At 73.2% G+C, this 24,616-nt stretch carries 21 protein-coding genes; 5 read left to right on the top strand and 16 right to left on the bottom strand.

Annotated elements, in window-relative coordinates:
• Positions 1–59: 59 nt before the first annotated feature.
• The 5 genes from ABZ016_RS01830 to ABZ016_RS01810 all read right to left on the bottom strand — a co-directional run bounded on the left by ABZ016_RS01830 (position 60) and on the right by ABZ016_RS01810 (position 6,379).
• Positions 60–1,748, bottom strand: coding sequence for a trypsin-like peptidase domain-containing protein (locus ABZ016_RS01830; protein ID WP_356914556.1), 1,689 nt, complete (start codon positions 1,746–1,748; stop codon positions 60–62).
• Positions 1,745–2,083, bottom strand: a complete 339-nt coding sequence (locus ABZ016_RS01825; RefSeq protein WP_356914555.1) for a CU044_2847 family protein — start codon at positions 2,081–2,083, stop codon at positions 1,745–1,747. The genes ABZ016_RS01830 and ABZ016_RS01825 overlap by 4 nt, the downstream gene beginning before the upstream one ends.
• Positions 2,084–2,167: 84 nt before the next feature.
• Positions 2,168–3,508 (bottom strand): carboxyl transferase domain-containing protein, encoded by a 1,341-nt coding sequence (locus ABZ016_RS01820; RefSeq protein WP_356914554.1) that lies wholly within the window; start codon positions 3,506–3,508, stop codon positions 2,168–2,170.
• Positions 3,501–4,946, bottom strand: coding sequence for an acyl-CoA synthetase (locus ABZ016_RS01815; RefSeq protein ID WP_356914553.1), 1,446 nt, complete (start codon positions 4,944–4,946; stop codon positions 3,501–3,503). The genes ABZ016_RS01820 and ABZ016_RS01815 overlap by 8 nt, the downstream gene beginning before the upstream one ends.
• 47 nt (positions 4,947–4,993) lie before the next feature.
• On the bottom strand, positions 4,994–6,379 hold the full coding sequence (locus tag ABZ016_RS01810; RefSeq protein ID WP_356914552.1) for an SLC13 family permease: 1,386 nt from the start codon (positions 6,377–6,379) through the stop codon (positions 4,994–4,996).
• Between the two features lie 200 nt (positions 6,380–6,579).
• Between ABZ016_RS01810 and ABZ016_RS01805 the strand changes: the two genes are divergently transcribed.
• Positions 6,580–7,287: a FadR/GntR family transcriptional regulator gene (locus ABZ016_RS01805; protein ID WP_356914551.1), complete on the top strand. Its 708-nt coding sequence runs from the start codon at positions 6,580–6,582 to the stop codon at positions 7,285–7,287.
• Between the two features lie 24 nt (positions 7,288–7,311).
• Here ABZ016_RS01805 and ABZ016_RS01800 read toward each other — a convergent pair whose 3' ends face one another.
• Positions 7,312–8,388: a MerR family transcriptional regulator gene (locus ABZ016_RS01800; RefSeq protein ID WP_356914550.1), complete on the bottom strand. Its 1,077-nt coding sequence runs from the start codon at positions 8,386–8,388 to the stop codon at positions 7,312–7,314.
• Positions 8,389–8,544: 156 nt separating this feature from the next.
• On the opposite strand from ABZ016_RS01800, the gene ABZ016_RS01795 reads away from it, so the two are divergent.
• Positions 8,545–9,423 carry a hypothetical protein gene (locus ABZ016_RS01795; RefSeq protein ID WP_356914549.1) on the top strand — a complete coding sequence of 293 codons (879 nt, stop codon included), beginning with the start codon at positions 8,545–8,547 and terminating at the stop codon, positions 9,421–9,423.
• 66 nt (positions 9,424–9,489) lie between these two features.
• Positions 9,490–10,860 carry an MFS transporter gene (locus tag ABZ016_RS01790; RefSeq protein ID WP_356914548.1) on the top strand — a complete coding sequence of 457 codons (1,371 nt, stop codon included), beginning with the start codon at positions 9,490–9,492 and terminating at the stop codon, positions 10,858–10,860.
• Positions 10,861–10,887: 27 nt separating this feature from the next.
• Here ABZ016_RS01790 and ABZ016_RS01785 read toward each other — a convergent pair whose 3' ends face one another.
• From ABZ016_RS01785 to ABZ016_RS01740, 10 genes are all read right to left on the bottom strand, one after another.
• Positions 10,888–11,487: a hypothetical protein gene (locus ABZ016_RS01785; RefSeq protein WP_356914547.1), complete on the bottom strand. Its 600-nt coding sequence runs from the start codon at positions 11,485–11,487 to the stop codon at positions 10,888–10,890.
• Positions 11,462–12,289, bottom strand: a complete 828-nt coding sequence (locus tag ABZ016_RS01780; protein ID WP_356914546.1) for an FkbM family methyltransferase — start codon at positions 12,287–12,289, stop codon at positions 11,462–11,464. Before ABZ016_RS01780 ends, ABZ016_RS01785 begins: the two co-directional genes overlap by 26 nt.
• Positions 12,286–12,507 carry a Trm112 family protein gene (locus ABZ016_RS01775; protein WP_356914545.1) on the bottom strand — a complete coding sequence of 74 codons (222 nt, stop codon included), beginning with the start codon at positions 12,505–12,507 and terminating at the stop codon, positions 12,286–12,288. The genes ABZ016_RS01780 and ABZ016_RS01775 overlap by 4 nt, the downstream gene beginning before the upstream one ends.
• Entirely contained in the window at positions 12,504–13,409 is a 906-nt protein-coding gene (locus tag ABZ016_RS01770) for a hypothetical protein (protein WP_356915031.1), read from the bottom strand. Before ABZ016_RS01770 ends, ABZ016_RS01775 begins: the two co-directional genes overlap by 4 nt.
• A gap of 15 nt (positions 13,410–13,424) precedes the next feature.
• Positions 13,425–14,198 carry a class I SAM-dependent methyltransferase gene (locus ABZ016_RS01765; RefSeq protein WP_356914544.1) on the bottom strand — a complete coding sequence of 258 codons (774 nt, stop codon included), beginning with the start codon at positions 14,196–14,198 and terminating at the stop codon, positions 13,425–13,427.
• Positions 14,195–15,598: a condensation protein gene (locus tag ABZ016_RS01760; RefSeq protein WP_356914543.1), complete on the bottom strand. Its 1,404-nt coding sequence runs from the start codon at positions 15,596–15,598 to the stop codon at positions 14,195–14,197. Before ABZ016_RS01760 ends, ABZ016_RS01765 begins: the two co-directional genes overlap by 4 nt.
• Positions 15,595–19,728: an alpha-(1->3)-arabinofuranosyltransferase gene (locus ABZ016_RS01755; protein WP_356914542.1), complete on the bottom strand. Its 4,134-nt coding sequence runs from the start codon at positions 19,726–19,728 to the stop codon at positions 15,595–15,597. Before ABZ016_RS01755 ends, ABZ016_RS01760 begins: the two co-directional genes overlap by 4 nt.
• Positions 19,725–20,477: a class I SAM-dependent methyltransferase gene (locus ABZ016_RS01750; RefSeq protein WP_356914541.1), complete on the bottom strand. Its 753-nt coding sequence runs from the start codon at positions 20,475–20,477 to the stop codon at positions 19,725–19,727. The genes ABZ016_RS01755 and ABZ016_RS01750 overlap by 4 nt, the downstream gene beginning before the upstream one ends.
• 23 nt (positions 20,478–20,500) lie before the next feature.
• Positions 20,501–21,652: a glycosyltransferase family 4 protein gene (locus ABZ016_RS01745; RefSeq protein ID WP_356914540.1), complete on the bottom strand. Its 1,152-nt coding sequence runs from the start codon at positions 21,650–21,652 to the stop codon at positions 20,501–20,503.
• Positions 21,653–21,870: 218 nt separating this feature from the next.
• Positions 21,871–22,866: a DUF3068 domain-containing protein gene (locus ABZ016_RS01740; RefSeq protein WP_356914539.1), complete on the bottom strand. Its 996-nt coding sequence runs from the start codon at positions 22,864–22,866 to the stop codon at positions 21,871–21,873.
• 215 nt (positions 22,867–23,081) lie between these two features.
• Between ABZ016_RS01740 and ABZ016_RS01735 the strand changes: the two genes are divergently transcribed.
• Together ABZ016_RS01735 and ABZ016_RS01730 are read left to right on the top strand one after the other, a co-directional pair.
• Positions 23,082–23,234 carry a hypothetical protein gene (locus ABZ016_RS01735; protein ID WP_356914538.1) on the top strand — a complete coding sequence of 51 codons (153 nt, stop codon included), beginning with the start codon at positions 23,082–23,084 and terminating at the stop codon, positions 23,232–23,234.
• 3 nt (positions 23,235–23,237) lie between these two features.
• Positions 23,238–24,482, top strand: a complete 1,245-nt coding sequence (locus ABZ016_RS01730; RefSeq protein ID WP_356914537.1) for a helix-turn-helix domain-containing protein — start codon at positions 23,238–23,240, stop codon at positions 24,480–24,482.
• The last annotated feature ends 134 nt before the right edge of the window (positions 24,483–24,616 follow it).

The raw sequence follows: 24,616 nt of genomic DNA, 5'->3' as shown, positions 1-24,616 counted from the left end.
GTCTCCGCTCTCCGTTTTCGTGCGGGTGGTTCTCGGGCGCCGGGCTGCTTCCCGGTGGGTCAGGCCACCGGTGTTCGGGTGTGGGCCGCGGCGACGGCGTGCGGGTCGGTGAAGACGCGCGGGTCGTCCCACAGCAGCTGGATGCCGTGGGCCCAGTGGTCGTCCTCCGTGTCGGCCTCCTCGCGCAGGGCCAGGACGCGGCGGGGGAGTTCGGCGGGCGGTACGCCCGCGACGCAGGAGTCGAGCGCGTCCAGGAAGGCCTTCCCGGTGCAGCCGTCCGCTCCGGAGCAGTCCTCCTGCCCCGAACCGCAGCCGCCGCGCGACCAGACGATCACCGGGGCCGGCGCGGTGAGGGAGGTGTCGAACTGCGGCCGGGTGCGGGAGGCGGCCGGGGCCGTGCCGAACCCGGCGAGGCAGGCGTCGGGCCGCCGCAGCCGCATCCGCAGCCGCCCGGGCTCCTCCGGGCCGCCGCACTCCACCCGGTGCATCCGCGCGCCCGGCAGCGCGTCGAGGCGTTTCCAGGCCCGGGTCAGCACATGCCGGGTGCTGGCCTTGCGACGGGCGTGGTCGGTGACGACCAGCGGGTACACGCAGCCGAGCGGGGTGGCGTCGTCGGGGGCGCTCTCCCAGCGGTCGACGGGCCAGTCCAGCCAGTCCCGGGGCAGCGCGAACGCGACGAGTTCGTCGGCGCCGGGCGTGAGGAACCGGAAGGCCTCCTCGATGCGGTCCCGCACGTACGCGCGCAGCCGGTGCTGCTCTACCGTGCCGGAGTCCACCGGGTGCCGCCGCCCCTCGCTGTACGCGGACACCTCGACGCGGACCAGTCCGTCGCCCGCGCCGCTGTGCCCGAGTTCGACGAGGATGGGCGACCAGTCGGGCGCCTCCGGCTCCACCGCCGGGGTGTGCAGCAGGGCCTCCAGCCGGTCGGCGAACCGGGTCACCGTCGGTGCGGCGCCCGGACCGTCGAGTTCGCACAGCACGAACAGGGCCGCCGACCACAGCGAGTCGAACCCCTCCTCGGGCGGCGGGGGATCGAACGGGTCGGCCGCCGCGGTGTAGAGGCGTACCGGGTCGCAGTCCACGCCCGCGCGGGCCGCCTTCTCGACCAGGGCGCGCAGCCGGGCCCGGTCGGCGCTCGCGTGGTCCGAGGTGGGGACGAGACCCTGGAGTCCGGGCCAGTAGCGGGCCATGACCTCGGTGGGCATCATCCGGCCGTTGCGCACGCCCGGGGCGCCGGCCGCGGCGGTGACCATGCCGACGACCTCGCCGGTGTCGGCCAGGGTGACGGCGGCCCCGCTGAAGCCGGGCGCCAGGGGCTGGCCTCCCGGGTGCCAGGCCTCCAGCTGGATCCACTCCCGTCTGATCAACTGCGCCGCGGTGACGCGGTACTCGGCGAGGGTGCCCTCGTCGAAGCCGGCCGGGAAGCCGTAGACGACGAGCTTGCGGGGGCTCGTGCCGTGCGCCGCGTCGGCCGGGGCCAGGGCTGCCGGGGTCACGGGCATCTCCCGGTCCAGCTCCAGCACGGCGAGGTCCCCGAGGTCGGTGCTGCCGCCGGACCAGCCGCCGTGGGCGACGACCCGGGCGGGCACGGGCGGGGAGCCGGGCAGTTCCGTGAGCGTCACGGCCAGGTCCTCACCGTGCCGCACGACATGGGCGCAGGTCAGCACCGTGCTGGGGGTGACAAGGAAGCCCGCTCCGACCACCTGGCCCCGTAACTCGATCCGGGCGTGCCACTCGGCGCTGTTCATGACGCGCCGCCGGCCTCCGGGGCGGCCGGAGACCAGGAGAGCTTGACCACGAGATGGCCCTCGGCGGTGCCCTTGGCGATGATCGCGCCGGTCTCGGCGGACAGTTTCACCCCGAACTCGATCTCCACCCCGTCGGGCCGCAGCGAGCCGTCCCGGAACACCCGCAGAGCGGACTCCGCCGCCGCGCGCACCCCGTCCAGGGCACCCTCGAAGGTGCGGGCCGCCTGGACCGTGCCGTCGCCGCGGGAGACCAGACGGGAGCCGGAGCGCTCCTCCACCGCCTCGACCGCGACCACCGCACCGTCACCGGTCCTGAACTCGACCACCCCGTCCACGGCACCCCCGTCGTCCTGTTGTCGCGTTGAGCACTCCCATTGTGACGGAAGGTACTTGATGGTGCGTGGGGCATCACCGAACCCTCACGGTCCGACGGTCCCCCGGATCACCCCCAGCTCCACCAGGTCCTGCGGCCGGATCCGCAGCTGGTCCGCCGTCGACTCCACCTCTCGCGGCGGTCGCTTGAGGATGGCCGCCGCGAGCTCCGGCGCGATCACCGAGAAGTAACTGTCGGGAGTGGCCCAGGTGTTGTCCGGTGCGGCCAGGGCCAGTGCCCCTCCGGAGCCGCCCTCGCCGATCACCAGCGTCGTCACCGGGGTGCGGGCGCCCGCCACCGCGCCGAACAGATCGGCGATCGCGGCGCCCGCGCCCTGCCGCTCCGCTTCCGCGTCGTTGGCGGCGCCCGGGGTGTCCACGAGGGTCAGCACCGGGATGCCCAGCCGGTCCGCGAGGCGGATCAGCCGGGCCGCGGTCCGGTAGCCGGCCGGGCGGGTCGCCGTCCCGGTCTGCGCGGCGTACGCGACCGTCCGGCCCTCGTGCGCGCCGAACCCGCACAGCATGCCGTCCGGGTCCGTGCCCCCGCAGCGGTCGCCGCTGATCGCGGCCCGTTCGGTGAAGTAGGCGTCCAAGTACGCGGCGGCGCGCGGGCGGTGGGGTGAGCGGGCCCGCCGGACGGCGTCCCAGCCGGTGGCCGGCAGGACGGCGGTGTCGCCGAGCGGCTCGGGCGGCGGCGCGGGCGTGCCGGACGGGCGGGTCAGCAGCCGCAGCCACCGCCCCAGCGTCTCGCGCAGCTCCTCAGGCCGTACGACGGCGTCCACCGCCCCGGCCGTCACCTGCGCCTCCGCCGTGTACGCCGCCGGGTCCGCGTCGGCCGGCCGCACCCGGGAGCCGGCGAAGCCGACCTGGGCGCCGGGCAGCGCGAGCACCACGTCGGCACCCGCCCCCAGCGTGGCCCAGCCGCCCCCGGTCGTCGGGTCGCGCACCACCGCGACCTGGGCGAGACCGGCCTTTCTGGTCAGCGCCGACTGGCGGGCCACCCGCTGGAGTTGGGTCAGCGCGAGCATGCCCTCCTGCATCCGGCTGCCGCCGGTGGCGACCAGCGGCACGACCGGCAGGCGGTGCTCCCGGGCGTACGTGTACGCCGCCTCCAGCCGGTCGCCGGTGCGCTCGCCCAGGGAGCCGCCGAGGAAGCCGAACTCGAACGCGATCAGCACGGCCCGGACGCCGCCGACCCGGGCGGTGCCGCAGACCACGGACTCCTGCTCGCCGGTGCGTTCGGCGGCACGGGCGCGCGCGGCGTCGTAGCCCGGCCAGGCGAGCGGACCGTCCGGCTTGGCGTCCCGTATCACCGCGGGGAGTTCCGCGAAGGTCGAGTCGTCCGTGACGGCGGCGACGACCTCGCGGGCGGAGAGACGCTCAGCCATGGGGCAGCGCCCGCTTCATGATCTTCCCCATGTCGTTGCGGGGCAGCGCGTCGAGGTGGTGGACGACGCGCGGGCGCTTGTGCGGGGCGAGACGCCCGGCCACATGATCGGCCAACTCGTCGAGGGACGGCGGCGACTCGGGCTCCGCCGGGACGATCCACGCCACGATCCGCTCGCCCAGGTCGTCGTCCGGCTCCCCGGTCACGGCGGCCTCCCGTACCCCCGGGTGCTCCAGCAGCGCGTTCTCGATCTCCCCGGCCCCGATCTTGTAACCACCGCTCTTGATCAGGTCGGTGGCCTTGCGGCCGACGATCCGGACGTAGCCGTCGGGGTCGCGCACCGCCATGTCGCCGGTGCGGAACCAGCCGTCGGCGGTGAACGCGGCGGCGGTGGCGTCGGGCCGGTTCAGGTACTCGGTGAACAGGTTCGGGCCGCGCACCTGGATCTCGCCGACGGTCTCCCCGTCGTACGCGCTCACCTCCGAGCCGTCCTCCTCGACCAGCCGCAACTCCACGCCCGGCAGCGGCACACCGACCGTGCCCGGGCGGGCCTCGCCGTCGGCCCGGACGCTGGTGTTCATCAGCGTCTCCGTCATGCCGTACCGCTCGATCACGCGCCGCCCGGTCGCCGTCGCGATCCGGCCGTGGTCGTGCACGGGCAGCGCGGCGGACCCCGACACCAGCAGCCGCGCCCCGGTCAGCGCCTTCACCAGCTCCGGGTCGCTCGTCACGGCCTCCGCGATGCGGTGGTACATCGTCGGCACGCCGAACAGCATGGTCGCGCCGCCGCTCAGCTCCCGCGCCACGCCCTGGGTGCTGAACCGGCCCAGATGCCGCACCGAACCGCCGCGCCGCAGCGGGCCGAGCGTGCCCAGGACCAGACCGTGCACATGGAACAGCGGCAGCCCGTGGACGAGTACGTCGTCGCCGGTCCACTGCCAGGCGTCGGCCAGCGCGTCCAGGGTCGTGGCGATCGCCCGGCGCGGGATGACGGCACCCTTGGGCGGGCCGGTGGTGCCGGAGGTGTAGACGATCAGCGCCGGGTCGGACTCGCTGGTGTGGTCATCGGGGACGGGGCCGGTGCCGTGCACGTCGACATCGAGGCGGGTCAGGTCCCGTACGGGGGCGGGGAGTTGATCGTCGGGTGCCGTGAGCACCAGTCCGGGCTCGCTGTCGGACAGGATGTGCCCGAGCTCCTTCTCGCCCGACTTCGGGTTGAGCGGCACGGCGGGCACGCCGGCCAGCAGCGCGGCGACCACGGCCACGGCGGTCTCCATGGTGGGCGTCGCCCAGACGGCGACCCGGCGGGCGTCCCGGATGCGCTCGGCGGTCGCACCGGCCGCGGCGGCGAGTTCTCCGTAGGTCAGCGAGCGCTCGCCGAACCGTACGGCCGGCCGGTCGGAGGGGCTGCCGGTCAGGGCCGGGAAGAGGGAGGTCACGCGTCACATCTCCTTAGCTGGTTGCCTGTCCACTGGTCATCGGCCGGCTATCCCCAGCCGGGGACGACCATCACGAGCCACGCCGCCGCGGGGACGACCGCGACCACGATCCCTCCGTACACCATCAGCTGCCGGAAGAAACGCTCGCGGTCGACGTCCGGAGCGGCGGCGAGGACGAGTGCGCCGTTGGTCGAGAACGGGCTGACGTCGACGACGGTCGCCGAGACGGCGAGCGCCGCGACCATGCCGACGGCTCCGATCTCGCCGCGCTCCAGGAACGGCACGGCGAGGGGGATCAGGGCGCCCATGATCCCGACGGAGGAGGCGAAGGCCGAGACCAGTGCGCCGATGTAGCAGAGCAGGACGGCGGCGAGCAGGGGGATGCCGATGTTCCCCACGCCCTCGCCGGCCCAGGTGATGGTGCCCATCTCGTCCAGGACGCCCACGTAGGTGAGGACGCCGCAGATGAGGAGGACGGTGGGCCAGGCGATCTCGCCGACCGCCTTGCGGCTGTCGTCCGGCCAGGCGGTGCTGAGGACGACGGCGAGGGTGATGGCGGTGAGGCCGGCGTCCAGGTCGAAGACCAGGACGGCGACCACCAGGGCGAGGAGGGAGGTGAGGGTGGCTGTGCGGGCGGGGGTGAGGGTGGTTGATTCCAGGCTCAGCTTGGGTGGTGCTGGGGCCGGGTGGGTCCGCAGCTGGGCGGTGCCAGGTGCCTCCCCCAAGCTCTCGGCTTCGCTCGAGCAGGGGGTACCCCCATCGCCCACCCGTGCCGCCCCAGCGGCACGACTGCCCGCAGCGGGGTCAGAGTCGTCCACCGCCCCCTGGGACCACAGCTTCATCCCCCCGCACACCACGAACACCACCGCCGCGATCACGAGGTTCGCCGCGAAGGACGCCAGGAACAGGACCACCTCGTTGCCGGGGAGCTTTTCGCGGTCGACGATGCCGTTGACGATCGAGCCGTAGATGCTGATCGGGGAGAAGCCGCCGGCCTGGGCGCCGTGGACGACCATCGCGCCCATCAGCAGGGGGCTGATCCCGTACCGCGCGGCGAAGCTGAGTGCGATCGGGGCGACGATCGCGACCGCGGCCGGGCTGACCGCGCCGATCGCCGTGAGCGCGCCGGTCAGCGCGAACATCACCCAGGGGATGAGCGCCACCCGCCCCCGCACCAGCCGCACGGCGGCGTGCACCAGCCAGTCGGTGGTGCCGTTGGCGCGGGCGATCGCGAACAGGTACGTGACGCCGACCAGGACGACGAAGAGGTCGCCCGGGAAGCCGGCGAAGATGCCGTCCGCGTCGAGGCCGGCGACGAGCCCGCCGACCCCGAAGGCGGCGGCGAAGGCGAGCGCGCCCATGTTGACGGAACGGGTGGTGGCGATGACGAACACCACGACGAGGACGAGGATCGAGATGAGTTCAGGGGACATACGGGCTCCCGTCTTTGGGCCCCGGAGCTGACTGGGAGCACCTCGTCGAGCAGTGGACGAGTGGCTGAGCCACTTGAGGTGCGTTGGTCGAACAGCGTGGGCGCGGCCCGGGCGCGCGTCAAGGGGTCCGGCGAGAATTGGTTCAGCCACTCGGCCATTGCGGAGGGCCGGTGCTACGCTCCCGGCGAGAGGGGGACTCCGTGACCGACGCCCTGCGCCCCATGACGAAACAGCGGCTCTACGAACAGGTGCTGGAGCGGCTGCGCCAGTACGTCGCCGAGGGCGGCCTGCGCGCCGGCGACCGGTTGCCGCCCGAGCGGGACCTGGCCCAGCGGCTCGGGGTGAGCCGGGCCTCGGTGAAGCAGGCGATCGTGGTGCTGGAGGTCCAGGGCCTGGTGGAGGCCCGGCACGGCGGTGGCACCTACCTCGTCCGGGACAGCCTCGACACCGAGCCCGTCGACCGGATGGTGGAGCGACGCCGCCGCCTCCCGGACGTGCTGGAGGCCCGGGAGGCGCTGGAGACGAAGCTGGCCGAACTGGCGGCCGAGCGGCGCACCGAGGAGGACGTGGCCGCGATGCGCTCGGCGCTCGCCCACATGTCGGAGGAGATCGCGGCGGGCGGTCACGGCGTCGAGGGCGACCGGTTGTTCCACGCGGCCGTGACGGCGGCCGCCCACAGCAGTCTGCTCGCCGAGTTCATGCGGTCCATCGCCGAGCAGATCGCCGAGAGCCGCACCGAGTCCCTCCGCCAGCCCGGCCGTCCGTCCCGCTCCCTCTCCCAGCACCAGGCCATCCTCGACGCGATCGCCGACCAGGAGCCCCGCCGGGCCGCCGCGGCCATGCGGCGTCACGTCGCCACCGTGGCCAAGGTGCGGCTGCTGGACTGGGAGCCGGAGGAAGAGGCCTGATCCCGCCCGGCACCCTCGGCCGTTTCACGCCTCGACCAGGTCCGCCACGACACAGCTGACGTTGTCCGGCCCGCCCGCCTTGTTCGCCGCGCCGACCAGTGCCTCGACCGTCTCGTCCGGGGTGATCTGCGAGGTGAGGAGGTCGTGGATCCGGTCGTCGGGGACGACGCCCGGCAGGCCGTCGGAGCACAGCAGATAGCGGTCGCCGGGGTGGGCGTCGTGCAGGCGGAGGTCCGGGAGCGTGTCGGCGTCCCCGCCCGTCAGGGCCTTCAGCAGCAGGGCGCGCTGAGGGTGGGAGGCCGCTTCCTCGGCGGTCAGCCGGCCCTCGTCGACCATCGACTGGACCATCGTGTGGTCATGGGTGATCCGGAACAGTTCGCCGTCGCGCAGCAGGTAGACACGGGAGTCGCCGATGTGCACCAGGGCCAGCCGGGAGCCCGTCCACAGCGCGGCGGTCAGGGTCGTGCCGACGTCGTCGGCGCCGTCGGCCACGGCCCGGACGGCCTCGGCCGCTCCCCGGACCGCGTCCTCCAGGAGGTTGAGGACCCCGCCCGCCGGGATCTCATCGGTGTCCAGGAAGCGCAGCGCGTCCACGGCGGCACTGCTCGCGGGCCCGCCGGCCGGCCCGAAGCCGTCGGCGACCGCCAGCAGCCGCGTGCCCGCGTACGCCGTGTCCTGGTTGGCCGGACGCACCCGGCCGGTGTCCGAGTGGGCGGAGTAGCGAAGTTCCAGCATGGCGATGTCCTTTCCGGACTCCGGTGAGTCCGCCGTCAGGTGATCGACCAGGAACGCGGCGAGGTCCCGCCGTACCGCCGTCTCCGCCTCGACCCGCGCCCAGTAGGCGCGGATCTCCCGGGAGGCGGCCGTGGAGTCACGATCGTGCAGCCGGCACACCTCGCGGATCTCGGCCAGCGGCATGCCCAGCCGCCGCAGCCACGCCACCAGCCGGGCCCGCTCCAGCTGCGTGACCGCGTAGTACCGGTATCCGCTGTCCGGGTCCACCCGGGCGGGCGGGAGCAGGTCCAGCTCGTCGTACAGGCGCAGTGCCTTCGGCGAGAGCCGGCAGGCCTTCGCGAACGCGCCTATCGTCAGCATGTCCATGCGCCCCCCCTGGGCTCCGCGCGTTCCTCGCGCTCTCCTGGTTCCGCCACCGATGCTGGGGCTTCACCGAAGGTGAAGGTCAAACAGGCTGTCCCGGTTCCGGGGCGGCTTGTTAGCCTGCGCCGGATCGATCGTTCGTCCGAGGATGGAGTCGCCGTGGCCGGCACCCCGCGTATCGCGCTCGTCACCTACGACCCCCGGGGCGAGGAGAGCAAGGACCGCGACCTGCCGGTGCTCGCGGGCGCCCTGCGGGAGGCCGGGGCCGAGACGGCCGTCGTCCACTGGGACGACCCCTCGGTCGACTGGGCCGGTTTCGACCTCGCCCTCATACGGTCCACCTGGGACTACAGCTGGCGGGCCGAGGAGTTCACCGCCTGGGCCGAGCGGTGCGGGCAGGTGACCCGGCTGCTCAACCCGGTGGACGTCGTGCGGTGGAACGCCGACAAGAGGTACCTCGGCCGGCTCGCGGACGCCGGGGTGCCCGCCGTGCCCACCCGGTACTTCGCCCCCGGCGACCCGGTCGAGCTGCCCGCCGGCCACGAGTACGTCGTGAAGCCCACCTCCGGCGCGGGGGCGCGCTATGCCGCCCGCTACCCGGCCGGGGAACGCGACGCCGCCCTGCGGCAGACCGAGCGGATGCACGCCGAGGGGTTCACCGTGATGGTGCAGCCGTACCTCACCGGCATCGAGACGCACGGCGAGCGCGCCCTGCAGTTCTTCGGCGGACGTCTGCTGCACGCCAGCCGCAAGGGCGCAGTCCTCGCGCCGGACACCCCCTACGACGCCGACAAGATCGCCCACCCGGACCTCCGCCCCTGGGAGCCGACGGCGGCGGAACTCGACGTCGCCGAGCGGGCCCTGGCCGCCGTACCCGGGCAGCCGGAACTGCTCTACGCGCGCGTGGACCTCGTCACCGGCGAGGACGGGCGGCCGTGCGTGATGGAGCTGGAGCTGATCGAGCCGAACCTGTTCCTGTGGCTGCACCCGGACTCCGTGCCGCTGGTCGTGAAGGCGGTCCTGGCCGCCGCCGGCTGATCACCACGGACCACCACCTGTGGGGCGTACGTCCCTGTTTGGGGCTTTTGGTGTAGTGGTAGCTCCATGCCCTCCGAGCGACACTCCTGGGCACCGCTGCTCGCGGTGTGCGCCGGGTACTTCATGGTGATCCTGGACGTGACGGTCATCAACGTCGCCGTTCCGGTGATCGGCCGGGAGCTGTCGGCCTCGCTCACCGGCATCCAGTGGATCACCGACGGATACACCCTGGTCTTCGCCGGGTTCCTGCTGACCGGCGGCGCACTGGGCGACCGGCTCGGCAACCGCCGGGTGTTCTGCGCCGGCGTGGCGGTGTTCACCGTGGCCTCGGCGGCCTGCGCTCTCGCGCCCAGCGCTCCCTTCCTGGTGGTGGCCCGGCTGGTGGAGGGGCTCGGCGCGGCACTGATCGTGCCCGGCTCGCTGGCGCTGCTCCAGCAGGCCTACCCGGAGCGGGCCGCCCGCTCGCGGGCCTTCGGGCTGTGGGGTTCCATGGCGGGCATCGCGGCATCCGCCGGGCCGCTGCTGGGCGGGCTGCTCGTCTCCACCGTGGGCTGGCGCTGGGTGTTCCTCATCAACCTGCCCGTCGGCGCGGTCTGCCTGGCGCTGACGCTGCGGCACGTGACGCGCTCGCCCCGGCGCGCCGACCGGGCCCTGGACTGGCCGGCACAGGTCGCGGTCGTCGCGGCGGTCGCCCTGCTGACCGCGGCGCTCAACGAGGCCGGACGGCGCGGCTGGTCCGACCCGGCCGTCCTCGCCGGCCTCGGCCTGGCCCTGCTGTCCGCCGCGGCCTTCGCACTGCGCGAGCGGCTGGCCCGCTCTCCCGCCCTCCCGCTGAGCCTGCTGCGCTCACGCGCCATGAGCGGCGGCGCCGTCATCGGCCTGCTGTTCAACTTCGGCTTCTACGGCATGGTGTTCACCGCCAGCCTGGAGTTCCAGCACCAGCGCGGCTACAGCGCCCTCGGCACCGGTCTCGCCCTCTTCCCGGCGGTGGCGATGACCATGTTCGCGTCCGTCCTGTCCGGGCGGCTCACCCGCCGCACCGGTGACCGGCCGCTGGTCGTCTCCGGCATGCTCCTGGCCGCGCTGGGCCTGGCCGGCTGGGCCGCGGCGGGCGCCGACCCCGCCTACGGGCTGCTGGTGCTCCCGATGATGGCCGCCGGCTTCGGCACGTCCTTCGCCCTCACCGGCTCGACCACCACCGTGATGGGCGCGGCACCCCCGGCCTACTCGGGCGCCGCCTCCGCCCTGTTCAACACCACCCGCCAGATCGGCAGCGCCACCGGCGTCGCCCTCGGCGGCAGCCTGCTCGCCTCCGCCGCGAACTACGGCACCGGGATCCGGACCAGCATGCTCGTCGGTGCTGTCGCCTACCTGGCCGCCGCGGGCCTCGCACTGCGGTGTGTGCCGTCGAAGGCCGAGCGGCCGGAGAAGGCCTGAAGCTCCTGCTCCCGACCGTCGGTCCCCTCAGTCCTGACGGCCGGTGACGCCCACCCGCTGCAGCAGACCCCAGGTGAACTCCGCGACGACCTCCCGCCGCACGCCCCGCGCGTCCGGCGCGGTGAACGCCAGCCCCCACCGGGTCGGTGCCGTGCCCTCCAGGGGCCGGGCCGGGGCGAAGGCTCGGGCCGCCTCGTCGACCGTGCAGCACCAGGGGGTCAGATCGCCGAGCGTGCGCAGCCCGGGGCCCTCGGCGCCCGGGGCGCGGACCAGCCACTCGTTCCACACGGCGCCGTTCGGGGCGGTCAGGACCTCGAACCGCAGATCCGGCCAGAGGGGCACGGGCCAGAGCCAGGCCTCGCAGTCCAGGTCGCCGATCCGGCGCGGCGTACGGGACTCCGGTTCGCCGAGGACCGAGCGGTACCGGGAGAGAGACGCCCGGGAGCGCGGTGAGCGGACCATCGCCTGCCAGCGCCGGTTCGCCTCGCGCATGTCCGCGATGGACACTCCCAGCTCGTGGCGGGCGTCCTCCACCAGGCCGGGATTGTGGTCGGCCATGCGGCGCAGCAGCACCAGCTGGAAGTCGAGCGGCGTGAAGGGGCTAGCGGGGCGCTTTCCGGAGGGCATGGGACCCATCGTCGCCCACCGGGGCGGTGCCCGGACGGCGGCCGTCCGGCAGGAACAGCACCGAGTTGACGTAGCGCGGGCCCCTGAGGACGGAGGAGGGCAGCACGCGGCGGAGCAGACCGTGGGAGACGACGTGCGAGGCGCCGGCCTGGTGGTCCTCCAGGGGGAACTTCGCCAGCGGCACCCACGTGTCGCCGGGCAGGACCCAGCCGTCGTAGCCCAGCAGGGACAGGTACGTCACCACCGGCGCGATCGGCTGGATGCGGGACTCCAGCTCCACGAACAGGGCCGGACGGTCCCGGGCCAGCAGGCCCGTCGCGCCGCGCAGCACCGCCGGCTCGTTGCCGTCCACGTCGATCTTGACGAAGCCGACGTTCCGCAGCCCCAGATCGTCCAGCGCGACGCAGGGGACGTCCAGCGCCCGGCCGTGGATGTCGCGCCGCACCAGCGACGACACCCCCCGGTCGCCCGCGTCGTCCGACGGCAGCCACAGCCGGGCGATGCCCGGCCGGTCCGAGGCCGCGGCACGGATCACCCGCACGTTCGACGGGGCCTCGGCCGCCAGCAACCGGGCCAGATGAGGCACCGGTTCGATCGCCACGACGTGCTCGGCGAGTGCGGACAGCCGGTGCGTCCAGGGCCCGTACCAGCCGCCCACGTCCACCGCCGTGGCGCACTCCGGGGGGCACAGCTCGGCGAGCCGGGCCAGCTCCGGTTCGAACCGGGGATACAGCGCCCGGGCCGTCGCGGCCACCAGGCGGGTGGGCAGCAGGGGAGCGAGACGGGCGGCCAGACTGGTCACGGTGCCATCCTCTTGAGGAGTTCCTCGTGCTCGCCGTCCGGCACCTGCTCGCCCGACGCGGGCAGCAACTGCGGGATCCCGTCGACGATCGGATAGCGGCGTTGCAGACGCGGGTTGTACAGCGCCTCCTCCTGCCCGGCCGTCTCGGCCAGCAGATGCAGCGGGCCCTTGTCGAGCGGGCAGGCCAGGATCTTCAGCAGCGGGTCGTCGGGCTTCACGGTGAGGCCAACTCCTTGGCGGGTGGGGCGGGGTGGGGAGCGGTGTCGTGCTTCGGCATGGTCAGCAGCACGGCGACCGCGAGGGCCGTGCCCGCCACCCGCAGCGCGAGCCGCAGCGGGTCGCCCGGCAGGGCCTCGCCGAACGACAGCGTGCCGAGCACCGCCGTGAACAGTGAGGTCACGGTCGTGCACACCGGCACGATCAGCGAGGCCCGGCAGCGCTGCAGCGCAGCCTGCGACATCACCAGGCCGAACGCACCGGTGAACAACAGCAGATACGGATACGGGGAGCTCAGCAGGTCCAGGACCGCACCGCCGATCCCGCTGGTCGTCAGCCGGCTCGACACCCCCTTGATGGCCAGCGAGCTGACGCCGTACAGCAGGCCGACCGCCACGCCGTACTCGACGCCGGTCGTCGGACGCCGGTGCCGGTTGCGGGCCCGTCGCTCGGCGGAGCCGTACAGCCACACCCCGGCCGCCAGTGACGGCACGCACACCAGCAGGACCAACGGGTAGGGCGCCTCCCGGCCGACTCTGTCCGCGCCCTCGCGCAGCGACAGCACCACCATCAGCAGCGCGAGCAGGATCGCGCCCAGCGCATACCGCTCCCGGCCGCTCGTCTCCTCCCCGAGCAGCCGCGCCGACAGCAGCACGAGCAGCACCAGACCGGAGACGAAGATGCCCTGCGCGGCGGCGATCGGCAGCGTGCGGTAGACGACCAGCTGCGCTCCGAACCCGGCGGCGAGGGCGAGCGAACCGCCGATCCACAGGGGGCTGCCGAGGACGAGGCGCAGCAGCCGGGCCGGCTCCCGGATGCTCACCTCGGGGAGAGCGGTGAGCGCCCGTTTCTCCAGTACGAAGCCCAGGCTGTACAGGGTGTTCGCCAGCAGGGCCGCGACCACTCCCCACCACATGGGCTACGTCCTCCGGGCGTGCAGCAGCAGGATCGACGCCAGCCGCGGCCGGGCGCAGGCCAGCCGGTCCAGCGGGCGCAGCGGGCGCGGCACACCGTGGAAGGGGGCGCCTTCGAGCCGTACGACCTCGAACCCGGACGCGGCGACGAACTCCCGCAGCGCGCGGGCGGTGTAGAGGCGCAGATGCCCCACGACCTCCTTGCCCGGGCGGCCGTGGATGCCGCGCAGGCTGACCTCCGAGAAGACCGGCTGCACACCGGCCAGCAGCAGGGCGCGGTTGTACCAGGCGGCCAGGTTCGGCGTCGACAGCATCAGATGCCCGCCGGGCCGCAGGATCCGGCGGATCTCGTCCAGCGCGGCGTCCGGATCGACGAGGTGCTCGATCACCTCGCTGAACAGCACCGCGTCGGCCGACCCGGCGGCGAACGGCAGCCCGCCGCCGGTGAGTTCACCGCGGACCGCGTACGGGACGCGGGTGCGGGCGCGTCTGAGGGCGTCCTGGGACCAGTCGACGCCGACGATGCGATGGCCGGGGAGGAAGGGCGCGGCGGTGGCGGCGGCGGTGCCGTCGCCGCAGCCGATGTCGACGACGGTGCGGGTGCCGCCGGCGGCCGGCCCGAGAGCCCGGGCCAGCATGCGGGCCTGGCGGATGCTGCGCGGGGTGCCGGAGGCGACCGGCACAGCCGGGTTCTCGTAGAAGTCGCGCAGGTCGCGGGGCGGGGGCGCGGTGGGGGAGGCCGGCGTCGGTGTCGTCGGTGTCGTGGGCGTCGTCGTCACGGGGTCACCTCCGTGGTGTGCAGGTAGTGCTCGAAGAGGTCCCGGAGATGCGCGCCGTCGCCGTGGCTGAGCAGGGACCGGGACCAGCGCAGGGCCAGGTGGAGGCGGCCGGCCGTGGAGGCGGTGGTGACGGTGAGGCCGCGTGGCATCCGGGCCGGGGCGGAGAACCAGACCGCGTGCGCGCGGCCCGCCTCCGACCCGAAGTCCAAGGGGTACGGAATGCGGCCGATGTTGCTGAGCAGGGTCGTCGACGTCCAGGGGGCGGCGGCCCTGCGCAGGGTGCGGGTGAGGGCGGCGCGGGCGGTGACGGGGGCCCAGGGGGCGGTGAGGAGAGCGGCGCCGTGGCCGAGCTGGGGGCGGGGCAGGGATTTCAGGGCGCGGGTTCGCTCCGCGGTGCGGCGGAGCAGGGCGGGCATGTCGGTGACGTCCAACTCGGCTGGCAGGAAGGGAACTTCGACCAGGCGGGTGCCGTTGCCGATGGGCATCGAGGCGTCGCGGGGGCGGTCGTCCACGGGCATGGTGATGCGGAGCGGGCGGCGGGGGCGGATGCCGTGTTCCCTGTTCCAGTGGGCGACGGTCAGGGCCGTGGTGACCATGAGCTGGTCGTTGACGGTGTAGGGGGAGCCCTTGGGGCGGTGGGGCAGGGAGAGTTCGGTGACGAGCATGCCGTTGCCGGGGGAAGGCTCCGGGATGCCTTGGGCGACGCGGGCGGGGGGCAGCCAGCTGGTCGGGATGTCCTTGGCTTCCTGAGGGGCTTGGGGTGTACGGGTGGGGGGTGCGGTGGGGGAGTTGTCACTGCCGCCGTAGAGCTCCGCGGCGGTGGCGAGGATGCGGAGGCAGGCTGGGCCGTCGAGGGCGGTGTGGTTGATGGTGAGGATGAGGACTGTGCCTTGAGTGGTGCTGGGTGTTGTCGCTGGGGGCGGGGCGTTGCGCAGCCCGGCGTAGCGGGGTTCCGCTGCGCCCACCCTCCCCCAAGCTCTCGGCTTCGCTCGAGCAGGGGGGACCCCCATCGCCCCAGCGGCACGACTGCCCGCAGCTAAGCTCACTGCTTCGAGCCGTATCGGTGGGGACATCGACAAGGGCGGGGCCTCTGTCAGTGCTCGCGTTCTGGCGTCTTGCAACGCGCGCGGGCTCGCCGGTGTGAAGGTGATGGCCTCCGTGTCCGGGTCTCCCGTCAGCTCCCACTCGTAGCGGCGTCGGTACCACGGACCCCTGGCCTCCCGCATCAGGATCCGCGGATGCCGGTGCAGGGCCTCCGTGAACGCCTTGCGGAGGCGGGGCTCGTCGAGAGTGCCGGGGAGATGGACCTCGATGTGGACCGTTTCCGGTTCCTCCTCCTGGAGGCAGTGCCGGGAGACCTCGTCCACCACCGGGAACGGGATGCGGGTCGGAGACGTCATGCGGGGCCGGTCCTCTCCGGGGCGGGTTCGCGCAGGCTCACCAGGCCCGCGAACAGGCCGATCAACGCCAGCAGTTGAGCCAGGTGGCCGAACGCTCCGGCACCCGCCCCCACCGGTTCCCCGGCGCCGGTCGCGGCAGCGACCCCCGCACCCGCCAGGGCCACGAAGGCGATCGGCACCAGCAGCGTGTGCCGTCTGGCCGCGAGCAGCGCCAGGGCCGGGACCAGCAGCGCGAACCAGCCCGCGAGCACCGCTGCGACCAGCGTCAGCGCCACCGTGCCGAGCCACAGCCCGGGCGGCGGCGGGGCCGGTTGCGGTGCGTCGGCGTTGGGGGCGCGGCGGCGCCACAGGGCCAGTCCCAGCAGCACCGCGACACCGGCGCCGCTGCCGATCAGGCCGGCGTCGTAGGTCGTGGCCGGCTCGTACGACAGCTTGACCGTGCCGCCCGCCCCGGCGGGGATCCGCCAGCCCTGCTGCCAGCCGTCCAGCCGCAGCGGAGCGAGCTCCTTGCCGTTCAGGGTGGCCTTCCAGCCGTCGTTGTGGTTCTCGTACGTCGTCAGGTACGAGGCCGCGCCCGAGCCGACCGTCACCTCGCGCCGGTCGCCCAGCCAGTCCCGCACCCGCAGCTCGCGCCCGGCCGCCGCGGCCTCCGGGACCGTCCCGCGGGTCAGCGTCACGTCCGTCAGCGCGAGCGGACCCGCGTCACCGCCCTCCAGCCGGTGCTCGCCCGACCCGAGCTCCACCTCGCTGTCGTCCCGACCCCGTTGGCAGAGCGTCAGCTCGACGGACCGCCGCTCGACCAGGTCCCGCACCGTCCCCTTCGCGCCCGTCCGGTACAGCTCACCGTCCAGCGCCACGTCAGGACCCTTGCCGCACGGCAGCGAGAATTTCCGGGTGCCGTCCGGCTGCGGGGTGCGGTACTGGTCGAGGGCCGGGAGGTACGCCTCCGTCAGGCCCACCGGGAGGCGCAGGTCCTCGTCGGCGACCGGGTTGTGCAGGGTCAGCGGGGCGGTGTCCGTGATCGTGATGTCGAGCCGGTCGGTGGTGATCGGCGGGAAGCGGACCCAGCCGTTCTCGTCGACACCGGCGATCGCCGCGCCGTCCGGGGAGCTGATGTGCACCTCGGACGCGCGGGTGGACAGCCCCCCGGCCGGTGCCAGCACCAGTTCACCGACCGGCTGCTTGCCCTCCCAGCTCAGGTGGATCGTCGGCCGGTCGCCCGCGATCCACGCCGTCGTCAGGTCACCGTCGGTGAGGTTGCGTGCCGCGAGGCCCGCGCCGAGGCTCGCCGTGGAGTCGGCCGTGGCGACGATCCGGGACTGCTGCTCCGGCGCGACCTCGTACAGCAGCCGGTCGAGGGCCTCGCCCGGCACCGGGACCGCGCTCGCCGTCACCTGGTACGTCCCGCCGGCCGGTGTCGTGAAGCGGCGGTGCAGGCCGGCCTCGGTGCCGGTCGCGGAGAGGCCGGTCGGGTCGGACGCCCGGTGCAGGGAGACGACCGTGGCGTCCGCCGTCGCGTCGTCCCCGTCCGCCGGGAGCCGCAGCAGCCGTGTCACCCGCACGTCCGGCAGGTCGATCTCGGAGAAGCCCGCGCCCGTGAGACCGGCCCTTCGCTCGACCGAGTCCACGATCGTCAGCCTCATCCACCGCGTGGCGCCCTCGGGTGCTTTGACCCGCTGCGTCATGCCGTTCGGCTGGAGGAAGCTGGTCTTCGTGCCCTTCTCCGTCTCCACCCGCACCTTCGTCGCCGCCGCCCGCACGCTCTCCTGCGGCAACGGCGTGACCTTGAAGGAGGAAGGCATGTCGTAGCGGCCGGTGAAGCCGATGCGCAGCCACTGCCCGTCCGGCGTGTCCGGCGCACCCTCCGTCCAGGCCGTGTCCGGGTTGCCGTCGAAGGCGTTCACCGGGTCGAACTGCGGCAGGTGGAAGAGCCAGTTGCCGTACGAGGACGCCGTCACCGAGCGGGCGCCGCGCAGTTCGGCCACCGTCTGGTGGTCCGCTCCCTCGACGGGCAGGATCTGCCGCGGCTTCTCACCCGGGTCCTGCTGGGCGTCGGTCGCGTTGCGCTCGTCGCGCGTGTACGTGTACGACGTGTTGGCGTTGACCAGGCCGAACCGGGTGTCGGCGCGCCGCATCCCGTCGCCCAGCACCTGCACGGCCGGAGTGCCGAGACCCGGGTGGTTGTCGCCGGTCAGGACGGCCGGGCGCCCGCGCAGCCGGGACGCCAGCGGCAGCAGCGCCTCCGGGCCACCGGACACCACGGCCGTGTCGGAGACCGGGAGCAGTCCCGCCTGTCCGGGGCGCAGTACGTCGTCCCCGGTCGGCCGGTAGATCTCCACGGCCCGCTGCCGCGCGTACAGTCCCTCGACCTGGAGCGGGGCGTCCTGCGCGATCCGCCCACCGGTCATCATCGGCCCCAGCCCCGTCACCCGCTCGTACCCCGACTGCTCCAGCGTGCGCTTCACGGTCGTCGTCGGCACGGACCCGATCTGGTCCGGATCGAGATCGTTGCGCACGACGACGTAGTACAGGCCCGCCCGGCTCAAGTAGTCCGCCAGCCCCGGCACTTCACCCCCGGACATCAGCGCCTGCTCGACCGCGTCCATCGCGCGCCGGTTGCCCGGCGTGCCGAACGGCACGTAGTCGCGCTGCGCCCAGCGGGACTCGGCGAGCACGTCCAGCGGCTGGTCGATGGGCGAGCCCCAGGTGTACATGCCGTGCGCGGTCGCCGGGACGACCAGGGCACGCGAGTCGGGTGAGTACTTCTCCAGCCAGTCGGCGGTGGCCTGCCAGTACGTGGGCAGCTTCCGGAACGAACCCGGGTTGAGGATCGAGCCGTTGAGGTACGGCCACAGCAGCCCCGGAAGGATCAGCACCGCGGCGACCAGCGGGGCGAAACGCCGGCCGCGCACCGGCCGGGCCCCCCGCGCGTCGGCGGCGACACCCACCAGATGAGCCAGGCCCAGCACGAGCGCCAGGGCCAGTCCGGTCTGGAACTTGTAGATGTTGCGGAACGGCGAGAGCCAGCCGTCCAGCCAGCCCTGCACGACCCCGTGGAACGGCGCCCCGAACGCCCCGCCGTACCCGGCGAGCAGCACCAGCGCCGTCACGAGCACGGTCAGCACGAGCCACCGCCGCTCGGGCAGGTCCCGCCGGGCGAGACCCGCAAGGCCCAGACCGGCCGCGAGCGCCGAGCACACGATCACCACGACCGACGAGGCCACGGCCCACCCCGCGGGCAGCCACGCCTCACCGAAGTGCAGATAGGCGACCCAGTTCCCGGCACCGCGCAGCGCCTCGGTCGCCGACATGGTGTCCGTGGTCGTCTGCGAAGTCTCGATGTAGGGCAGGAAGTTCTCGCCGTAGACCCCGAGCAGCAGCAGCGGCACCCACCACCAGGCCGTCACCACGATCACGGCAGGGGCCCACCAGGCGATCAGCTTGCGCTGTCGCGGCCCGGGCGGCCGGGACAGCAGATACAACCCGACCGGCAGCAGGGACGCCAGCGTCGCCGAGGCGTTCACCCCGCCCATGAACGGCACGAGCAGCGCCGACCGCAGCGCCGCGACCCGGGCGGCGTACCGCTCGTCCGTCAGCGGCAGCAGCACCCACGGCAGGAACGCGCCGGGCAGCGCCGCCGCCGACGTCGAGCCGATGACGGTCGTGAACAGCGGCCACAGCGCGTACGCCGCCGCCCCCAGCAGCCGCGAAGCGCCGCTCCCCACCCGCAGCCGCTCGGCCAGCCGCAGCGCACCCCAGAAGGCGACGGACACCACGACCGACAGCCACAGCCGCTCCGCCAGCCACACCGGCAGCCGCACGAGGTCGCACAGCCAGTAGAACGGCAGCATCGGCCACAGATAGCCGACGTACTGGTCCTGGATCCCGCCGAACGCGCCCCGGTCGTGCCACAACTGCCCCAGATCGGCGAGGAACTGACCCGGATCGACCGTGACACCGAGCTTGGTGTCGAACGTCTGCCGACCCGGGTGCACCACCAGGAACAACACGAACACCACGGCCCAGAAGCCCAGCAGCCAGCGCCGCGACCGGGGGCCCTCGGGCGGACCCGCCGCAGTCGCGGTGGTGGGGACGGCTGCCGGTGGAGGAGCCTGGACCGTGGTTGTCATGAAGGACACCGCCGCAGGATGAGGAGGAGGTTCCAGGTGGCGAACTCGCGGATCCCGGGCGCCTTGACGACGGTCTCCGCGAGGAACGGCCAGTAGCGGGAACGCGCCGAGACGACCGTGACGTCGTCCCGGGCACGCACCTGCCGCAGGGTGGAGCCGATGTGCACCGCGAACAGGTTCTCGCCGAGGGTGTGCTTGGCGGCCCTGCCGGTCCGCCGCGCATACCGGGCCCGGGCCCGTTCGGCGCCGAAGTAGTGCCACGGGGCCCACTCGTGCCCGCCCCACGGCGACAGCCAGTTGGTGAACGACACGTAGATCAGCCCGCCCGGCCGGGTCACCCGGGCCAGCTCACTGAGGAACGTCTCCGGATCGGCCACGTGCTCCAGCACGTTGGAGGAGAAGGTGACGTCGGCGATACCGTCCCGGAGGGGCAGGAGGTATCCGTCGGCGACGACGGCGGCCTCGGGCGGCTTCTTCCCCAACTCCCGTACGTCGGGCTCGAAGAGAAATGCGTGCGCCTTGCGCCGCCGGAACTCCGCGGTGAAGTACCCACCGCCGCCCCCGACATCCAGGACGGTACGCCCGGCTACGGGCCCGTCATAGGCCTCGACCTGATCGACGGCGTCCCGCGCGAGCAACGAGTAGCAGGATTCGGGATCGTCCTGTTCGTGGAGGAAGGCACGAAACAGGGCAAGAGATCTTCGAAACGAGGGGTCTTTCCTATAGGGGCGCGGGGAGCTGCGCGACAAGCCACGACGGACCGCAAGCCGCCTCACGGCTCCCAGCCCCTCACCGCCTCTGCGGCCACCACCCGAAACTGCCGCACAGTCCGCTCCCACCGAAACCGCGCCGCCCGCTCCCGCGCAGCCTTCCCCATCAACTCCCGCTCCCGCCCGGCCAGCGCCAGCGCACACCACGCCGCGGCGAACGAGGACTCACCCCGGGCGAGGACCCCGGTCTCACCGTCCACCACGGAGTCCTTCAGCCCGGGCACGTCGAAGGCCACGCTCGGCGTCTCCCGAGCCGCCGCCTCCGTCACGACCAGCCCCCACCCCTCCACGGCGGACGGGTGCAGCAACAACCAGGCCGCGCACAGCAGCCGGTGCTTCTCGGCCTCGGACACGTACCCGGTGAACTCCACGCCAGGACCGGCGAGTTGCTCCAGGCGTTCCCGCTCCGGCCCGTCCCCGACGATCACCAACCGCCCGCCGGTCACCGGCCGCACCCGCTCCCACAACCGCAGCAGCAGATCGATCCGCTTGTACTCGACGAGCCGCCCGACGGCGACGAACAGCGGCTCCGGCGACCGATCCGCTCTCGGTCCGGGCTCCTCGACTCCGTTGTGCACGACCCGGATCCGCTCCCGCTCGACCCCGATCTCCTGCAGCGCACGGGCCGTCGAGGACGACACGGCGACCAGCAGGCTCCGCTGCCGCGCCCCGGTCAGCGCCCAGTGTTCGAGTCTTCGGCCGATCCGCGCGGCCGGCGCCAGCGGTCCGCCGAAGCGCATCGACCACAGGTCCGTATGGACATGGTTGACCAGGCACAGTGTGGGCCCCCGGTGCCACAGGGGTGCCAGGTACGGCATGCCGTTGCACACCTCCACCAGCAGGTCGCAGTCACCGACCTGGCGGGCGAAGACCGACCGGGCGCGCAGGTAGTGGCCGTACGGGCCGCCCGCCGACACGACCCGGTAGTCGCGGAAGGCCGCGGGGCCCCCGCACAGCAGGGTCACCTGGTGGCCCATGCGGGTCAGACCGTCGGCGAGTCTGTCGACCAGCAGCTCGGAGCCGCCGGCGGAGGGGTTGTCCAGATCGCGATGAGCGAGGAAGACGATCCGACGCGGATGTGGGGGGAGCGCCGGGGGGTGCTGCGGCACGCCGGGGAGCGTGTCGCGCAGCGAGGACGGTACGTGCTGGGGCATGGGTGCTCCAACTCGTCTCGGGGTGCGGAACTCAGTGTGGGGAAACGTGGGGGGTGTGGTCGTTACGGAGAAGTCGGCCTGTGGGGGGCCTGGGATCTTCCTGGGAGGGGAGTGTGGACGGGGTGTGCTCGGGTGGGGTTGGACAGTTTTCGCCCGGACCAACTCCACGGCTACTCACCGGCGTGACAATTTCGGGCTTTGTTGGAGCTGACGTTGTGTCACATCGTGAGGGTGGGCTGGGGCGTATCGGGCGTTTCGGACGGAGCAGGCTGCTCCGGCTCCTTCCGCCCATGCGCGACGAGAACGCCACCCAGCATCGCGAACACGAACCCGGCCACCGCCGCTCCGACCGGCAACGTCACGCCGATCAGGCGGAGTTGGCCGCTGTCCCGCTCGGCCTGTCGCACCGCTTCCCGCTGCGTCCCGGTCGTGAAGGAGATCTTCCGGCTGTCCAGCAGCACCGCCGCGTCCTTCTTCCCGCCCGGCGCCCGCAGGGTGCGCCTCGGCCCGGTCTGCGCGTAGAGCACCCTGCCGGTGGCCTGGTCGACGACCAGCTCGAAACCGTGGTTGGAGTACCACTCCTCGGCCAGCACCTGCGGCCGCTTCGGCTGGCCGACGATGCTGCCCGGCACCATCCGTGTACCCGTCCTGGTCGGCGGCACGGAGCCGGTGAACCGGTAGCCCGTGTAACCCTGGACCTTCTCGGTGCCCCGGTAGCGCAGCACGATGGTGTCGCCGAGGGTGTTGTCCCACCACTGGTACGAGCGTTTGCGCACGTCGAAGGGGAACTTCAGATAGGCCTCGCCCTCGATGTAGGGCTTCTCCCCGCAGCAGTGCACCGGCCGGGTGGTCCTGCGGTCCATCACCCAGCGGTGCGGCGTGAATTCCAGCGCGTCGTGCGGGTCGGCGGCCGGCAGCGACTTGTCCGTGTCGACGGTGGTCGTCACGTCCCAGACGGCCTTGCCGCTGCGTTCGCTGTCCTCGACGTTGCCCCGCACCCGCTGGGTCACGGTGATCTTCCGATCGGGCACCGTCTCGATCCGGTCAGTGTCGAAGACGCTGCCCTTGCCGGTGTAGACGGCGGTCGTGTCGATGTCGATCGGGTTCACCGCGGCACGCGGCTCCACGTACCAGGCCAGCAGGGGCGCCAGCACCAGCAGGAACGTGCCGAGACCCAGCAGGACCAGGGAAAAAGGAGAGGTTGTACGGCGCATCCGGGCACTCCAGTGGCTTGGGACGGCTCGACGTACGAGAGGGCCGACACGGCGTGGGACAGAGCGCGTGCGGCTGGGCCGGGAACCGTAGGCCGCTCTTGACGGGGTGTCAATGCTTGTCGAGACTGGGCGCGACAGGCAGGGACGGGGTGCCGGGGTGGGGACGACCTCCGGACGATCTCCGGACGGATCCGGACAGAGAGGCTGACCCTGCGATGTCGAGACTGCTTGCTGCCACGCTGACCGTCGCGCTCGCTGCCGCCCTCGCCGTGGGCGCGGCGCTGGGTGTCGTCGCACTGCTCGAAGTCACGCCCGAGCAGCCCAACACGCCCCTGATCACGTACGAGCGGTCCGGGCAGGGGAGTTGACGGATGACGGCCGCCCGCACCGGAACCGTCACCACGCGCTCGGCCTGGCACGACGTACCGCGGTTCCAGGTACGCCGGTTCGCCACGATCGCCATGGCCGAGGCGCCCGCGCTCGCCGAGGAGATCCTCGGTGAGATCCAGCGCGAGTACCCCCATCTGCCGTTCGTCGTCGACGACTCCGGCGAACCGATGGCCCTCGTCGGCATCCGCCGCGCCATCGAGGTCTTCGTGCAGCACCTGGAGAACTCGGAAGGCCGGCCCACCGTCCCGCCCGGCGTCTTCCAGGACTTCGGCCGCGGCGAGGGCCTGGGCGGCCGCTCGCTCGACTCCCTCCAGGCCATCTACCGTCTGGGCGTACGGCTGGCCTGGCGCCGTCTCGCCGACATCGGCCAGCGCGTCGAGATCCCGCCCCCGGCGATGTACGAACTCGTCGACGCGGGCTACGAGTACCTGGACGGCCTGGTCGACCAGTCGGTACGCGGCTACGCCGAGGCCGCGGCCCGCCAGGCCGGGGAACGCCTGCGCCTCCAGCGCCGCCTGATGGAACTGCTCCTCGCCGAGCACCACCGCGGCGACCCCTCCGAGGCCCTGACCGAACGGGCCGCCCGGATCGGCTGGCCGCTGCCGAGCAAGGTCGCGGTCGGCGTCCTGCTCCGCCCCGCCCGGGAGGCCATGGCCCCCGCCGTCGGGCAGGGCGTCCTGCTCGACATGGAGTACGAACAGCCCCGCATGGTGGTGCCCGAGCCGGACGCGAAGGGCCGCCCCGAGCTCCTGCACCGGGCCCTGGCCGGCTGGTCCGGCGCGATCGGCCCGCCCGTTCCGCTCATCGACGCGGCGAAGTCCCTGCGCTGGGCCGAAGCCGCGGTACGCCTCATGGAACGCGACCTGCTCCCCTCGGGCGAGGTCCTGCACTGCACCGAGCACACCGAGGCCCTGGTCCTCCTCCAGCCCGAGGAACTGATCGACGACCTGGCCCTGCGCTGCCTGGCCCCCCTGACCCACTGCGGCCCCACCCACGGCCGCCGCCTCGCCGAGACCCTCCTGGCCTGGCTGGAAACCCGCGGCGGAGCCCCCGAGGTCGCCACCCGCCTCGGCGTCCACCCCCAGACGGTCCGCTACCGCCTCCGCCAGATCCGCGAACTCTGGGGCGACGAGATCGACGACCCCGACCGCCGCTTCGAACTGGAACTGGTGCTGCGCGCACAACGGCTACGGGGGGAACTGGGGGCGGCACGGGGACACCGCTGAACGGAGCGCCTCCGCTCGCTGCCGGTTCGTGGGACCGGACATCACGTGCGCCGTACATTACGTGCACCGTACATCTGCCCATTGCCCGGGCAAACCTCTATGGCTAGCCTGTGTTCGTCATGCCGATCGCCTGT

The organism is Streptomyces sp. NPDC006372 (assembly GCF_040612515.1).
GTDB lineage: Bacteria > Actinomycetota > Actinomycetes > Streptomycetales > Streptomycetaceae > Streptomyces.
Note: the sequence above shows the minus strand (reverse complement) of the source record. Positions and strands in the feature narration are given on the sequence as shown.